Consider the following 13,967-nt stretch of genomic DNA (forward strand, 5'->3'; position numbering starts at 1 on the left):
CTTATGTTAAGGCTCAATGGGGGTCAATCGCGTGTGCGTCACGGGACGGCGCAGTTAAGGGAATTGGACGGGTAGTTATGACTCCTATGGAAAAGGCGGGGTGGACGCCGCTGCCGCATTCGGACGAGGATCTGGAGCGGTCGAAAAGCGTGCCGGACACGCCGCAGACGCGGGCCGAGACCTATCGGCTTGCCTGGAACGATCCCGACTTCATGACGCGGCGCGAATTGCGCGCGGTGCGTCTGCAGCTCGAACTTTTGAAGCCGGAAATGATCCTGGCCGAGCGCGGTATCCGTTCGACCGTGATCCTGTTTGGCGGCGCGCGCCTGCCGGAACCCGGAGGCGAAGCCTGGGCGGCCAAGAACGAGACGCAAAGGAAGAACCTCGAGGAAAACAGCAAATATTACGAGGAGGCGCGCAAATTCGCTCGCCTGTGCTCGCAGCAGTCGGCCGCCTCATACTACCGCGAATATGTCGTGGTGACCGGCGGTGGTCCCGGCGTGATGGAAGCGGGAAATCGCGGTGCCGACGATGTCGGCGCGCCGTCGATCGGGCTCAACATCGTGCTGCCGCACGAGCAGGCGCCGAACATCTATGTGACGCCGGAGCTCTGTTTCAACTTCCACTATTTCGCCATCCGCAAGATGCATTTCGTCATGCGCGCCAAGGCGGTTGCGGTGTTTCCCGGCGGCTTCGGCACGATGGACGAGTTCTTCGAGACGCTGACCTTGATCCAGACCGGACGCATGGAGCGCGTGCCGGTGATCCTGTTCGGCAAGTCGTTCTGGAAGCGCGCGATCGATCTCGACTTCCTCGCCGAGCAAGGCACGATCAGCCCCGGCGACCAGGACATCATCGATTTCGTCGACACCGCGGATGAGGCCTGGGGGATTATCAGCCGGTTCTACAAATTAGGGGAGTAAGGGAGTAGGGAAGTAAGGCAGTAGGGGAAATAGATCCGGGAATCAGGGGCTGAGAGCGCCTGCCCTACTGCCCTACTGCCCTACTGCCCCGGCGACTATCCCCGTCAGAAACCCCGCCAGATCGTCGGTGACGTAATCGACGTCATCCTCCTGCGCAGGGTCGCGCTCCCAGATCTCGGCAAAGGTCGGCTCGAAATTGCGCGGCACCACCAGCACCGTGGTCATGCCCAGCGACTTCGGCACCTCCAGGTTGCGGGCGAGATCCTCGAACATCACCGCATTGTGGCCGGTGACGGCGTGCAGTGCGGCGAACTTCTCGTAGGTCTGGCGCGCGGGCTTGGGGTTGAGGCCGGCGGCGACGATATCGAAGATGTCATCAAAATGGTCGAGGATGCCGAGCTGGCGCGCGGTGCGCTCGGCGTGCCTGCGGTCGCCATTGGTGAAGATGAACTTGCGGCCGGGAAGCTGGCGGATGGCGGTGCCGAGAACAGGGTCGGGCACGAGCCATGAATAGTCGATGTCATGCACCTTCTCGAGAAAATCGTCGGGGTCGATGCCGTGGCGCGTCATCAGCCCATTCAGCGTCGTGCCATATTCGCGATAGAGCTCCTTCTGCAGCTTGCGCGCCTCCTCGCGCGGCAGCGCCAGCAGTTCCCCGACATAGGCGGTCATCTTGACGTCGATCTGCGAGAACAGATTCGAATGATGCGGATAGAGCGTGTTGTCGAGGTCGAACACCCAGTCAGTGACATGGGCGAAGCGAGCGGGATCAGGCAGCGTGGTCATGCGCTCCTTATGGCATGAAACGGAAATTCTGAAAGAGACTTTATCCACAACTTCCACGCGCTTTCAGTGGCAGAAATGGCCGCACGATTCAAATTTTAAGCAACCGGGAAAGGTGGCCTTCAGGGCTTGCTGGCACAGAGACAGTCTTGTGGGGAGCCAGCGATGAACACCATAATTCTGAAATCCGCCGCTATCGCTTTCGCCTCCGTCGCCGCTTCGCTTCTTCTGACGCTGATCATCGTTCCGGCCCTTGGATTCCCGATCAACCGAACCATTTGGCTGACCTCCACACTCTGCCCGCTGGTGCTTGCATGGGTGGCCTGCGTCAGCACCTTCTGGCAGAGCGACAGGCTGAAAAACGCGCACCGCGAACTTGCCCGAGCCCACGCCCAGCTTGCCGCGGCGCACCGCCGCCTGGCGGAGAAGGCCAGCCGCGACGACATGACCGGCATGCTCAACCGGGAAAGTTTCTTTGCCGCGCTCGACGGCTCCCGGCGCAAGTCCGACCGTGGTGCGCTGCTGATCATCGACGCCGATCATTTCAAGAAGATCAATGACAGCTTCGGCCACCTGACCGGCGACGACGCGCTGCTGCTGATCGCCAGCGCCATCGAGCGCGGCGTGCGCAGCGGCGACGTGCTTGGCCGCATCGGCGGCGAGGAGTTCGGCGCGTTTCTGGTCGGCGCCACCGAAAAGGAGGCCAAACGCGTTGCCGAGCGCATTCGCCGCGAGGTCGAGCTGATCCGCTTCCGGCCGGTTGACGAACGGACCATTCCGCTGACCGTCAGCATCGGCGGCACCGTCTGCGGCGAGGACATCAACGTCTCGGAACTGATGCGCGCCGCGGACCGGCGCCTCTACCAGGCCAAGCATCGCGGCCGCAACCTGACGATCCTCGATACGGACATTTCCGCGGCCGCGTGAGCCGGGCGGTCCAGCACACCTTGCCCGTTAAGAAAATTCTAACTTTGTTTGCATTCGGTTGTGCCGCTTGCCCGCATTTTCACTGCCTTGAGACCAGGCTTGGCACGATACTGGCCTCTGTGACGATGCGTGTGCCGTTCGGGGAATGTCATGCGCGCATCGAAGCCCCTGTACGAGAGACCTGTCATGAGTTTCTTCAAAAAAATGTCACGCCGCACGCTGGTGCGGGCGCTGATAGCACTGCCTGCCCTGTCCCTGTTCCGCAAGCCGCCTGAAGCCGACGCGGCCGATACCGGTCAATCCCGAGCCGGTCAATCACAGGCCGACCCGAATGAGATCGTCGAGGTCAATGGCTGGATCCTGAAGCGGAGCGACCTGGCATGATCTTCGACAGCTATGAGGCGTATCGCGCCGTCGACTTCAAACCCAAAGTCTGCATCCTCGGTTCCGGTCCGGCCGGCACCACCATTGCCCGCAAGCTGGGTGCCGCCGGCATCCCGGTCGTGGTGATGGAGGCCGGCTCGCGGGACTTCAGCGACGAGTCGCAGGATTTCTACCGTGGCACCACGGTCGGCGATTTCTATTTCGACCTCGACATCACCCGGCTGCGGTTCATGGGCGGCAGCTCCAACCACTGGGCCGGCTGGTGCAGGGTGCTCGACAAGCAGGATTTCGAACCGAAGGCCTGGGCACCCGACACTGGCTGGCCGATCCGCCGCGCCGACATCGAGCCCTATCTGCCCGAAGTGCACGATATCCTCGAACTTCCGGATTTCCGCCCGGATGTGCCGGTCTCGGACGACATACGCTGGGTTCAGCTGATCAAGAGCCCGGCTGTGCGCTTCGGCGAGAAATTCGCCGACGAGCTGGACAAGAGCCGCAACATCGCCGTCGTGCTCAACACCTATGCCACCGAGCTTGCCGGCGACGGCAAACGCGTGACCGGCGCCAAACTGTGGTCTAACGGCCAGGATGCCGGCTCGTTCAGCGCCGATTATTTCATCGTCTGCACCGGCGGGCTGGAGAATTCACGGCTGCTGCTGTGGTCGAACCAGCGCTCCAATGGCGGCGTCGTGCCGAACGCCACGGCGCTCGGCCGCTACTGGATGGAACACCCGACCTTCGAGGGCGGCAATGCCATCCTGGCCGATTACGGCGAGTTCGAGGTCGATGCCGTCAACGAGGCCTTCTTCTCGCCGACGCTTGCCGCGATGGAGCGCCTGCAGATCATGAATTTCGGCATCAGGCTGATCGAGACACCCTATGCCGGCGTCAAGCATGTGATTGCCGACCTCGCCTGCACGGCGCCGGACATGGCCGAATGGGTCGCCTATCAGCTTAGCCAGAACCTGCGCTGCGCGGCCCAGCTCTACGTCGCCTGGGAACAGGCGCCGCTGGCCTCCAACCAGATCGAACTGTCGAAGACCGATGTCGACCATGCCGGCGTGCCGCGCATCGAGCTGCACTGGAAGAAATCGGCACTCGAACGCCGCACGCTTGTCGAAGGCCTGAAGCTGTTCGGCACGACACTGATCGAGAAGGATCTCGGCCGTGTCCGTCTCATGGACTGGATCGCCAATGGCGAGGATTATCCGACCAACGAGGAGACCGCTGGCCACCATCACATGGGCGGCACGCGCATGGGCACCGACGTGACCAGGAGCGTGGTGGACGCCAACTGCAAGGTGCACGGCATGGACAATCTCTATGTCGGCGGCTCCTCCGTGTTCTGCACATCCGGTCAAGCCAACCCGACGACGACGATCACCGCGCTGGCCTGCCGGCTGGGGGATCATCTGAGCAAGGTGGTCTCCGTCTGAGCTGTCAGGGATATCCGCGCCTGTGATGGGCGCGGTGGCCGGTCAGATCAGCGGCTTCTCGAGCGGCGCCAGATCGGCACGGTAACGCGTCATGGCGCGGGTCGTGCCGGAGCCGAAGCGGATGAAGAAAGGCAGCGTCAGGTCGCGCAGGAACAGAGCAACGCGGCCCTTCACCTGCTTTTGCGAGCCGATGCGCCGGCTGACCTTGACGATGTGTTCGACGCGGTCCTGGCGCAGCGCCTGAAAGGTCGCGAAAGCCTGCGCCGGCAACGGCGTCGCATCCAGGCACGCGGCCAGCACCACGGCATCCTCAATGGCCATCGACGCACCCTGCCCGGAATGCGGCGAGACGGCGTGCGCGGCATCGCCCAGCAGAACCACCCGGCCAGTGTGCCATTGCGGCAGATGCAGCATGTCGAACACCGGATAGGTGCGCGGGATTTGCGTGATGGTGTCGACGATCTGGCGGATCGTCCTGGGGTCGCCGGCGTGCAACTGGCGAACGGTTGCCGCCAGATGGATGGGATCGGGTCTCGCCAGGGCAGCATCCTCGTCGAGCGGGAAGGACGAGAACCATAGTACCGGCCCGTCACCTGGTTTCATGTAGCCGAAGAAGGCTCTCTTGCCGAACACCATATGCATCAGGCCTTCGGTCGGCTCGACAAAAGGGAGTTCTGCCACGCCGCCGACGCCGGTCAGCCCGGTGTAGACAGGATCCGGGGAGGCCGGAAAACAAAGGCGGCGGACGCGTGACCAGACACCATCGCAGCCGGCCAGCCAGGCGGCATCGACCGTCGTGCCGTTGCCGAAGGCCAGGCGCACAGCCTCCGGCTGCTCTTCGATATTGGCAAGCGCATGGCCAAAACGGATATCGGCGCCAAGCGCCAGCGCCTCGTCCAGCAGCGCGCCAAGCAGGTCCGAGCGCCGCAGCGTGACGCTTTCGGCGCCGGCGACGCGCATCGATTGGCGTTCGTCGAGATGGATGAGACGGCGCCCGGCGGCGTTCATGATCTCGAAGCCAAGTGTTGGAGTGCCCAGCGCGCTGACGCGCTCGGCAAGCCCAAGCGCGCGCAAGGCATTGATGCCGTTGGGCGCCAAAGTGAGGAACGCGCCTTCGCTCAATGCCTCGCGCGACCGTGCCTCGAACAGGCAGACGCCAAACCCTTGCCGGCGCAGCATGACGGCAAGGGCCAGCCCGGCAACGCCGGCGCCAATGATGGCGACCGGCAATGCCGAGGGGATGGTGACGGCCATCGTTACAGGCCGTAGATGGCGATGCGCACCAGCACGGCTGCGGCGGCAAGCGCCACAAGCAGGATGCCGAGGCCGATGGGAGAGCCCCAGCCATACCATTCCATCGCCAGCTTGGCGTATTTGAATTCATCCTCGTGCGAGAGAGGGGTACGTTGTTGAATCAAGCTCATTTTTCACTCCTGGTCCGCGGCTCGCTCTTGCCTTGTCCAAACCGCGGCCGCATATTGCTGTAATGGTCTAAATGTTAGACGGATTGATAGTTAGATGATCGAAATAAATTCGTCAAGCGACAATCGCGACGACATGACGAGGACGATCGGCCTTGCCATCATGCAGTGGCAGGACGCGACGCAGGCCTATGACGAAGCGGTGGGGACGCGGCTCGGGCTGAACATGGCCGAACGCCATTGCATCGGGCTGCTTTATGGCGGCCCGCAATCGGCCGGCGCGGTTGCGACCGCGACCGGGCTGACACCGGCAGCGGTGACGGCGCTGATCGACCGGCTGGAAGCGCGCGGCCTGCTGACGCGCACGCGCAGTCTCGAGGACAGGCGCAAGGTGGTGATCGAAGCGACCGAGGCGACACGGGAGCTGTCGGCGCGCTATTACGGCGCCATCGCGCAGGAGGGTGAAAAAGTGATCGCCACCTTCAGCGACGCTGAGCTCGCGACCATATCGCGCTTCGTCAACGCCGCGCTCGACCTGCAGCGCGCCCAGCTTGCGCGGCTGAAGGCCGAGGGGTCGGACAGCCCCGGGCGATAGGGATGCGATGTGTTCGTGGCGCTACTGCAAATGTCGGCAGGGAACGGGACTATTTCGGCTGGACCCCATAGGCGACAAGAAACGCCTCCACCGAGGCATCCGCGTGCCGTTCAAGTTCGGCCTTGGAGCGCCGGTTGCTTCCCGTGAACATGGCTTCGTTCATGGGAATCCAAAGGAGCATTCCAAAAAAATGGCTGGCTGCCAGATAGGGGTCGCTGGTTTGTATCAGTCCTCGACTGGTGAGCTTTTGAAAGCAGGACGCCATCGAGGCAAGCATGCGCTCAAAACCCTTTTCGTACCAACTGCGGCCAAGCTGCGGCATTCGATCCGCATTGGCGATAATCAAGCGCCGCAGCTTCAACAGCTCTTCATCCATGAGCGTCGTTATCAAACATCGAGCCAGCTGCTGCAGGCCACCCTCCATGAATTTCGACTCGGAAAGCAGCGTCGTCACGGATTCGATGATGTCGTTGGCCTGGGTAGCGGTTGCCAGAACGACCTCGCCGAAAAGCGTCTCCTTGTCGGTGAAATGCTTGTAGACGGTCTGCTTGGAAGCCCTCGCCTTGGTGGCGATTTCTTCCATGCTGGTTCCATCATAACCCTTGCCGATGAACGCCGCCGTGGCCGCCTGGATGATTTCTCGATCCTTGCGTGCTGACCTGGTCTCACCGTCAATTTCCATGGAATCCTCCTGACCAGTACTAGACGGTACCGTTCCCGTATGGTAGCTACGACAACAGTACTAGACTGACTAGTACCAGTCAACGAAAGCAGGGCTTAAGCCGATGAGCAAAATGATCTTCGTCAATCTACCGGTGCGCGATCTGCAGGCAGCGACCAACTTCTATCTCGCGATCGGCGGCACGCTGAATCCGCAGTTCTCGAACGACCAGGCCAGTTCGATCATGTTCTCGGACTCCATTGGGGTCATGTTGCTGACGCACCAGCATTATAGCCAGTTCACAGCGCGGCAGATCGGCGACGCCAAGCGTGACAGCCAGATGCTGATCGCGCTCACCACCGACAGCAAGGACGAGGTCAATGCCGTGATCGAGAAGGGTGTGGCGGCAGGCGGCCGCGCTGATCCCAATCCAGCGCAGGATCTCGGCTTCATGTTCAACCGCCACATTGAGGACCCCGACGGCAACGTCTGGGAGTTCCTGTGGATGAACCCTGCCGCTATGCAATAGCCCAGCGGGACCAAAGCGTCTAAAGCGCGTCGCGTTGAAACGGATTCATGCGACGCGCCTAAACACTGGTGCCGGATTTGCTAGACCGTCGCCGGGTCGAGCGCCGGCTGCCCCTTGCGGCGGGCTACGATCGCCGCAAAGTCGGCCGTCTGGAAGGCATCACGCAAGGCGTCGAAGGACGGCAGCACGAAATAAGCGCGCTGGAACTTGTCGATCTCGTAGCCGGTGCGCATTACCGTTTCGAGATCGAACGGCACATGGTGGGCATCCTTGCTGTCGACGGCGAATTGCAGTTCGGTAAAGGACGACATCAGGCCGGCGCCAAAAGCCTTCAGCGGCTGGCCGGCCTCCTGCATCAGCCCGTATTCGGCTGTGTACCAGTAGAGCCGGGTGATCATCTCGTCGCCGCCGAGCGCGATGATGTCGCCGGCCTTTTTGCCATACATCTGCATGAAATCGGCGAATACCGGCTGCGACAGCACCGGCACGTGGCCGAAGAAATCGTGGAACATGTCCGGCTCGACGATGTAGTCGAGCTCCTGCCTGGTGCGCAGCCAGTTGGTGACCGGGAAGCGGCGGTTGGCGAGATGATCGAAAAAGGGAGCGGCCGGGATGAGGCCCGGCACAGCGACGATCTCCCAGCCGGTCAGTTTGCGCAGCTTGGCGCTGACATCCTCGAAATCGGGAATGCGGTCGAGCAGACCGAGCTTTTCGACGCCGTCGAGGTAGGAATGATGGGCGAGCTTGCGCGTCAGCTTGGTCTGGCGGTCGCACAAAGTGCGCCACACCGCCTGTTCCTCGGCGCTGTAGTCGTAGCCCTGCGCCACGGTGAAATCGGAACGGCAGACCGAATAGTCGCCGCGCAAGCCTTGCGCCGCGCAATCGCGGGCATATTCGGCAACGCTCATTGTCGTCGTGGTTTTCTCCTCACAAATCATCAATGGCTGACGAGCCCGCAGGGTAACCGGATTTGCCGAGGCGATTTGGTTTTGATGATAGCTCACTCGCGGGATTCGAGATAATATTCACTCACAATCGGCACTAGAGGAGTGAAGATGCCTCAATTCGACGATTTCGAGATCAAGATGCTCGATGTGCTGCAACGCGATGGCCGCAAGCCGGTCTCCGAACTGGCGCAGGAGATCGGCCTGTCGACGACACCATGCGCGCGACGCTTCGAGGCACTGCAAGATGCCGGCATCATAAAGGGCTTCGCCGCGGTGATCAGCCGCCGTGCCGTCGGCCTGATGGTCGAGGTGTTCATCCAAGTACGCCTGGTCAGCCACAGCGACGGCTCACCCGAAAGCTTCATTGCCGCGGTGCAGCGCATGGACGAGGTGTCGTCGTGCTGGACGATGACCGGCGACCACGACTTCCTGCTGCATGTCATGGTGCCGTCGGTCGACGAACTTAACGCCTTCGTCATGCACCGGCTGATGCGGCTCGACGGCGTGCGCGACGTCCACACGCAGCTGGTGCTGCAGAACATCAAGGGGCCCGGCCACGTGCCGCTCGCGCATCTCCGGAAGTAACGCCCCTCACCTCCGTACCCCTCAAGAGCGGTTATCTATTTGACAAACGCAGCTACCTCGAGAGCCTTCTTCCCATGCTGTAGGCGGTCCGATAGCTTAGTTGGATGGATGTTCTAGATTGGCTAGCCCGCTGGTATGAAACTCAATGCGATGGGGATTGGGAGCATGGGTTTGGTCCTTCAATCAGTACTATCGATAACCCGGGCTGGTCCTTAAAGATTGACCTTGCAGGAACAGACTGCGACGGGCGAACCCTTGATCCGATCTCGCACAACTACGAGCACGAAACCGACTGGTGGACCTGCTGGACGGAGGGAAACGTGTTTCATGGCGCTGGTGGCCCACTCCACCTTCGTTCGCTTCTTGAAAATTTCCGAGAGTGGGCTACGCGAATTCGCTAGCGCTACCCAGCCGTACCTCAAATCCATGCGGCCTAGCTGCTCTTTGCGACGTGTCGAAGCCCACATGGGCACAGCACCTGAGGAAAAGCTGCACGCAAACTGCTGAAACGGGCCAAGCGCCTGTCCACATCGCCGACCAGCATACGCGGACCAACGCCCAGGAGGTCCGCCATGAAAATCGTCCTCATCAATCCGCCACACACCGCCATCGGCAGCCGCGTGCCGGACGATCACCTGCCGCCGCTTGGCCTGCTGGCGATCGGTGGCCCGCTGATCGATGCCGGCCACCAAGTGCGGCTCGTCGATGCCGAGTTCGGGCCGATGCCGCTCGAGAGCGTCGTGCGCGACGCATTGGATGACTTTCCCGACTTCGTCCTGATCGGCCATTCCGGCTCGACCTCGGCGCACCCGACCGCCTTGCTGATCGCAGGCATGATCAAGCAGCGCGAACCGACGACCATCATCATCTATGGCGGCGTCTTCCCGACCTATCATTGGCGCGACATACTGGCCGCCACCGACGTCTTTGATTTCATCGTGCGGGGCGAGGGCGAAGCGACCGTGGTGGCGCTGGTCGAGGCGCTGGAAATGCACCAGCCGGCGGCAAGCGTGGCCGGCATTGCCTTCCGCGACGACCTGCGGAGGCCCTTCGCCACGCAAGCGGCGATGACGATTGCCGAGCTCGACGCCTACCGCGTCGGCTGGGAGCTGATCGACCACAGCAGATACAGTTATTGGGGCGGCAAGCGCGCCGTGGTCATGCAGTTTTCGCGCGGCTGCCCGCATCTGTGCAATTATTGCGGCCAGCGCGGTTTCTGGACCCGCTGGCGGCATCGCGATCCCAAGAAATTCGCGCAGGAGATTGCCTGGCTGCACCGCGAACACGGCGTCGAGCTGATCAACCTTGCCGATGAGAACCCTACGGTTTCGAAGAAGGCCTGGCGCGCCTTTCTCGACGCGCTGATCGCCGAGAACGTGCCGGTGCTGATCGTCGGCTCGACGCGGGCTGACGACATTGTGCGCGATGCCGACATCCTGCATCTCTACCGCAAGGCGGGCGTCATCCGCTGGCTGCTCGGCATGGAAAACACCGACGAGCAGACGCTGCAACTGATCCGCAAGGGCGGCAGCACCTCATCCGACCGCGAGGCGATACGACTGCTGCGAAAGCACGGCATATTGTCGATGGCGACCTGGGTGGCGGGCTTCGAGGATGAGAGCTTTCGCGACCTGTGGCGCGGCTTTCGTCAACTCCTCGCCTATGACCCCGACCAGATCCAGGCGCTTTACGTCACGCCGCATCGCTGGACGCCGTTCTTCAGGATCGCCCGCGATCGCAAGGTGATCCAGCAAGATGCCCGGCTGTGGGACTACAAGCACCAGGTGTTGCAGATGACCCGGCTGAAGCCGTGGATGCTGTTCTTCAGCGTCAAGCTGATCGAGGTCGCGGTCCAGTCGCGGCCGAAGGCGCTGGCGCGCATCCTGTTCCACAAGGATCCCGAACAGCGACACTCGATGCGCTGGTACACGCAGATGGGCCGCCGCGTCTGGTTCCGCGAGGTCTGGGGGTTTCTGGCCCGCGACATCAGGGTGAAGGACGGGCCGACACTCGCCGAATTCTGGGGCGCGCCGCAGGACGCCGAGGAGGAATCAATGACCGTTCAACGCCCGGCGCGAAAGCCGGAGCTTCCTGTCGTCGCAAATCACGAGCAGCCGGCGAAGCGATTAGCCGGCTGACTGTCGATCAAGGCACGATCAGCGTACCGGCGCCGTGTTCGGTGAAGAGTTCCAGCAGCACCGCATGCGGCGTCTTGCCGTTGAGGATGACGACGCCCTCGACGCCACGCTCGATCGCTTCGATGCAGGTCTCGACCTTGGGGATCATGCCACCTGACACCGTGCCGTCCTTGATCAGCGCCCGGGCCTCCGCCACGGTCAGCTCGTCGATCAGCTTCTTGTTCTTGTCGAGCACACCGGGCACGTCGGTCAGGAACAGCAGGCGTGTTGCCTGGCAAGCGCCGGCAATGGCACCGGCAAACGTGTCGGCGTTGATGTTGTAGGTATGGCCGTCGCGGCCGGGCGCCACCGGCGCCAGCACCGGGATCATCTCGGAGCGGGCCAGAAGATCGAGCAGCGTGCGGTCGACCTCGACCGGCTCGCCGACGAAGCCGAGATCGAGTACGCGCTCGATGTTGGAGTCCGGGTCGATCATGGTCTTGCGGGCCTTTTCGGCGAACACCATGTTGCCGTCCTTGCCGCAAAGGCCAATCGCCCATTCGCCCTCGGCGTTGATCAGCGCGACGATCTCCTTGTTGATCGAGCCGGCCAGCACCATCTCGACGATCTCGACCGTCTTCTGGTCGGTGACGCGCAGGCCGCCTTCGAATTTGGATTCGATGCCCATCTTGGCCAGCATGGCGCCGATCTGCGGGCCGCCGCCATGGACGACGATCGGGTTGACGCCGGATTGCTTGAGCAACGCGATGTCACGGGCAAAGGCCTTGCCGAGCTCGAGGTCGCCCATGGCGTGGCCGCCATACTTCACCACGACGGTCTTGTGCTCGTAACGCTGCATGTAGGGCAGCGCCCGCGAAAGCAGAGCGGCCTGCATTTCGGCGGTGGCGGTTATCTCCGTCATCGGCATGGTTCCCTGGCTTTTGATTTTATGCATGTCGTTGCCCCAAAACCGCTGGGCACTTTTGGGCGACATGCATGAGGTAAAGACGGCGGCGTCTTAGCGGGAATTGCAGCAGGGGGCAAATGGCATTGCTGTCATATTCGAACGGCTCACGGTGTCGTCATCGTGTCGGCACCATCAGCGGCGCCCTGCGGCCGAGCCAACCCGAGATCTTCTCCATCTGCGCGGCGAAGGACAAAAGCGTCTCCTCATCGCCCGGACGGCCGGCGGCCTGTATGCCGAGCGGCAGGCCGGCCTCGGTGACATGGACTGGCAGCGCGATCGACGGCTGGCCGCTGACATTGTGGATCGCCGGCCAGTGGGTGAACAAAAGGCTCTTGTCCATCAGCTGGCCGAACAGCGGCTTCAGCTTCAGCAAGGGCGTCAGGTGAAGCTTGTCGAGCAGGTTTTCGATCAGCTCATCGGCGCCTTGCGGATCCATGGCGCCGCAGGCGAGCGGCGGGTGGGCGATGATCGGCATCAGCACGGCGTCATACTGCGCGGTTTCCTCGATCATCCGCCGCGAGGCGACATGCAGCCGCTGCACGGCGGCGTAAATCTCGCCGGCCGAGACCATTTCGCCCAACCGGCCCAACACCCGCGTGGCGCGCTCGACATCACCGGTAACAGAACGGCCAACGCGCAGCGCTTCCGCCCGCAGCGTTCCAGCGACGGCGGAAGCAACCGTCCGGCAGAAGTCGGCCATGAAATCGCGGCCGATGAAGGGCAAGTCGATGTCCTCGACCGTGTGGCCGCCCTCTCGCGCAAGCGCCACCGCCGTATCCAGCGCTTTCATTGTTTCGGCCGAGATCGGCAGGCCAAGCGGCGACTTGCGGTAGACGGCCAGCCGGAGCTTGCCGGGATCGCGCGCGGCCGCGGCGGCGAACGTACCCTTCGGCGGCGGCGCGGCATAGGGCGACAGCGGATCGGGACCGTGGGTGAGGTCGAGCAGTAGTGCACAATCGCGCACCGAGCGGGTGACGGCATGGTCGACCACCATGCCGTACCAGCTTTCGCTGACCAGCGGCGTCAGCGGGATGCGCCCGCGCGAGGTTTTGAGGCCGACAAGCCCCGTGCAGGCGGACGGCACGCGGATCGAGCCGCCGCCATCCGAGGCATGCGCCACCGGCACGACGCCGGCGGCGACTAGGGCTGCCGAACCGCCCGACGAGCCGCCGCTGGTGTGGCTGGTGTTCCAGGGATTGCGGGTGATGCCGAAGGCCTTCGATTCGGTCATCAGCCGCAGCCCGTGTTCCGGCGATGTCGAGGTGACGATCGGGATTAGCCCGGCGGCGAGGTAGCGCTCGGTCATCACCGAATTGACGTCGGGCACCGAGGCGGGAATGCGGCTGCCACCATGCGACGGCACGCCCTTGATGGCGATGCCCAGATCCTTGATGGCAAAGGGCACGCCGGCCAGCGGCAGCGAGCGATCGATGGTCTTGGCCCGGGTGCGCGCGGCCTCGTAGAGCGGTTCGGCCGTAGCGTTGATTTCAGGCCGCGTGGCCTCGGCGCGCGCGATCGCCGCTTCGGTCAGTTCGACCGCGGACAACTCGCCCTTGCGCACAAGACCGGCGAGGCCGGTTGCGTCTTCTTCCCACAGGATCCGTTCGACCGACATCTGCGCTCTCCCACTCCCGCCAAGCTAGCCAGCGGCGATTCCCTTGGCAATCGAAGCCTGCACCCGGAGGCCGGAAC

Annotated in this window: 16 protein-coding genes; 9 read left to right on the forward strand and 7 right to left on the reverse strand. The window is 62.8% G+C overall.

What is annotated here, in order from left to right:
* Positions 1-77 precede the first annotated feature (77 nt).
* Complete coding sequence (locus tag AC1DX4_RS02675) at positions 78-923, forward strand: LOG family protein (protein WP_476096023.1); 846 nt, start codon at positions 78-80, stop codon at positions 921-923.
* Between the two features lie 72 nt (positions 924-995).
* Here AC1DX4_RS02675 and AC1DX4_RS02680 read toward each other — a convergent pair whose 3' ends face one another.
* Complete coding sequence (locus AC1DX4_RS02680; RefSeq protein ID WP_477218836.1) at positions 996-1,709, reverse strand: pyrimidine 5'-nucleotidase; 714 nt, start codon at positions 1,707-1,709, stop codon at positions 996-998.
* A 162-nt stretch (positions 1,710-1,871) separates the two neighbouring features.
* Here AC1DX4_RS02680 and AC1DX4_RS02685 point away from each other — a divergent pair, with 162 nt between their 5' ends.
* The 3 genes from AC1DX4_RS02685 to AC1DX4_RS02695 all read left to right on the forward strand — a co-directional run bounded on the left by AC1DX4_RS02685 (position 1,872) and on the right by AC1DX4_RS02695 (position 4,453).
* Positions 1,872-2,633, forward strand: a complete 762-nt coding sequence (locus AC1DX4_RS02685; protein WP_477218837.1) for a GGDEF domain-containing protein — start codon at positions 1,872-1,874, stop codon at positions 2,631-2,633.
* 186 nt (positions 2,634-2,819) lie between these two features.
* Positions 2,820-3,017, forward strand: a complete 198-nt coding sequence (locus AC1DX4_RS02690) for a hypothetical protein (protein WP_477219107.1) — start codon at positions 2,820-2,822, stop codon at positions 3,015-3,017.
* Positions 3,014-4,453, forward strand: coding sequence for a GMC oxidoreductase (locus AC1DX4_RS02695; RefSeq protein ID WP_477218838.1), 1,440 nt, complete (start codon positions 3,014-3,016; stop codon positions 4,451-4,453). The genes AC1DX4_RS02690 and AC1DX4_RS02695 overlap by 4 nt, the downstream gene beginning before the upstream one ends.
* Positions 4,454-4,495: 42 nt before the next feature.
* On the opposite strand, the gene AC1DX4_RS02700 is transcribed toward AC1DX4_RS02695, so the two are convergent.
* Both AC1DX4_RS02700 and AC1DX4_RS02705 read right to left on the reverse strand, forming a co-directional pair.
* Entirely contained in the window at positions 4,496-5,707 is a 1,212-nt protein-coding gene (locus tag AC1DX4_RS02700; protein WP_477218839.1) for an FAD-dependent oxidoreductase, read from the reverse strand.
* Positions 5,708-5,709: 2 nt separating this feature from the next.
* Positions 5,710-5,877: a hypothetical protein gene (locus tag AC1DX4_RS02705; protein ID WP_010912744.1), complete on the reverse strand. Its 168-nt coding sequence runs from the start codon at positions 5,875-5,877 to the stop codon at positions 5,710-5,712.
* 94 nt (positions 5,878-5,971) lie between these two features.
* Here AC1DX4_RS02705 and AC1DX4_RS02710 point away from each other — a divergent pair, with 94 nt between their 5' ends.
* Positions 5,972-6,469 carry a MarR family winged helix-turn-helix transcriptional regulator gene (locus AC1DX4_RS02710; RefSeq protein ID WP_477218840.1) on the forward strand — a complete coding sequence of 166 codons (498 nt, stop codon included), beginning with the start codon at positions 5,972-5,974 and terminating at the stop codon, positions 6,467-6,469.
* A gap of 49 nt (positions 6,470-6,518) precedes the next feature.
* Here AC1DX4_RS02710 and AC1DX4_RS02715 read toward each other — a convergent pair whose 3' ends face one another.
* The gene (locus tag AC1DX4_RS02715) at positions 6,519-7,151 is read right to left on the reverse strand and encodes a TetR/AcrR family transcriptional regulator (RefSeq protein ID WP_477218841.1); all 633 of its coding nucleotides are present in this window, start codon (positions 7,149-7,151) and stop codon (positions 6,519-6,521) included.
* Positions 7,152-7,254: 103 nt separating this feature from the next.
* Here AC1DX4_RS02715 and AC1DX4_RS02720 point away from each other — a divergent pair, with 103 nt between their 5' ends.
* A complete protein-coding gene (locus AC1DX4_RS02720) occupies positions 7,255-7,659 on the forward strand; it encodes a VOC family protein (protein ID WP_477218842.1) in 405 nt (134 codons plus the stop codon).
* Positions 7,660-7,739: 80 nt separating this feature from the next.
* Here AC1DX4_RS02720 and phhA read toward each other — a convergent pair whose 3' ends face one another.
* On the reverse strand, positions 7,740-8,567 hold the full coding sequence (gene phhA, locus AC1DX4_RS02725; protein ID WP_477218843.1) for a phenylalanine 4-monooxygenase: 828 nt from the start codon (positions 8,565-8,567) through the stop codon (positions 7,740-7,742).
* 147 nt (positions 8,568-8,714) lie between these two features.
* Here phhA and AC1DX4_RS02730 point away from each other — a divergent pair, with 147 nt between their 5' ends.
* The 3 genes from AC1DX4_RS02730 to bchE all read left to right on the forward strand — a co-directional run bounded on the left by AC1DX4_RS02730 (position 8,715) and on the right by bchE (position 11,329).
* Positions 8,715-9,191 carry an Lrp/AsnC family transcriptional regulator gene (locus tag AC1DX4_RS02730; RefSeq protein ID WP_027040871.1) on the forward strand — a complete coding sequence of 159 codons (477 nt, stop codon included), beginning with the start codon at positions 8,715-8,717 and terminating at the stop codon, positions 9,189-9,191.
* Positions 9,192-9,295: 104 nt separating this feature from the next.
* Positions 9,296-9,592 carry an immunity 53 family protein gene (locus AC1DX4_RS02735; RefSeq protein WP_477218844.1) on the forward strand — a complete coding sequence of 99 codons (297 nt, stop codon included), beginning with the start codon at positions 9,296-9,298 and terminating at the stop codon, positions 9,590-9,592.
* A gap of 171 nt (positions 9,593-9,763) precedes the next feature.
* Positions 9,764-11,329 (forward strand): magnesium-protoporphyrin IX monomethyl ester anaerobic oxidative cyclase, encoded by a 1,566-nt coding sequence (bchE, locus tag AC1DX4_RS02740; protein WP_477218845.1) that lies wholly within the window; start codon positions 9,764-9,766, stop codon positions 11,327-11,329.
* A gap of 7 nt (positions 11,330-11,336) precedes the next feature.
* On the opposite strand, the gene argB is transcribed toward bchE, so the two are convergent.
* Both argB and AC1DX4_RS02750 read right to left on the reverse strand, forming a co-directional pair.
* On the reverse strand, positions 11,337-12,230 hold the full coding sequence (gene argB / locus AC1DX4_RS02745) for an acetylglutamate kinase (RefSeq protein WP_172221310.1): 894 nt from the start codon (positions 12,228-12,230) through the stop codon (positions 11,337-11,339).
* A 160-nt stretch (positions 12,231-12,390) separates the two neighbouring features.
* The gene (locus tag AC1DX4_RS02750; protein WP_477218846.1) at positions 12,391-13,890 is read right to left on the reverse strand and encodes an amidase; all 1,500 of its coding nucleotides are present in this window, start codon (positions 13,888-13,890) and stop codon (positions 12,391-12,393) included.
* Positions 13,891-13,967: the final 77 nt, after the last annotated feature.

This window comes from Mesorhizobium sp. P3_A8 (assembly GCF_056402995.1).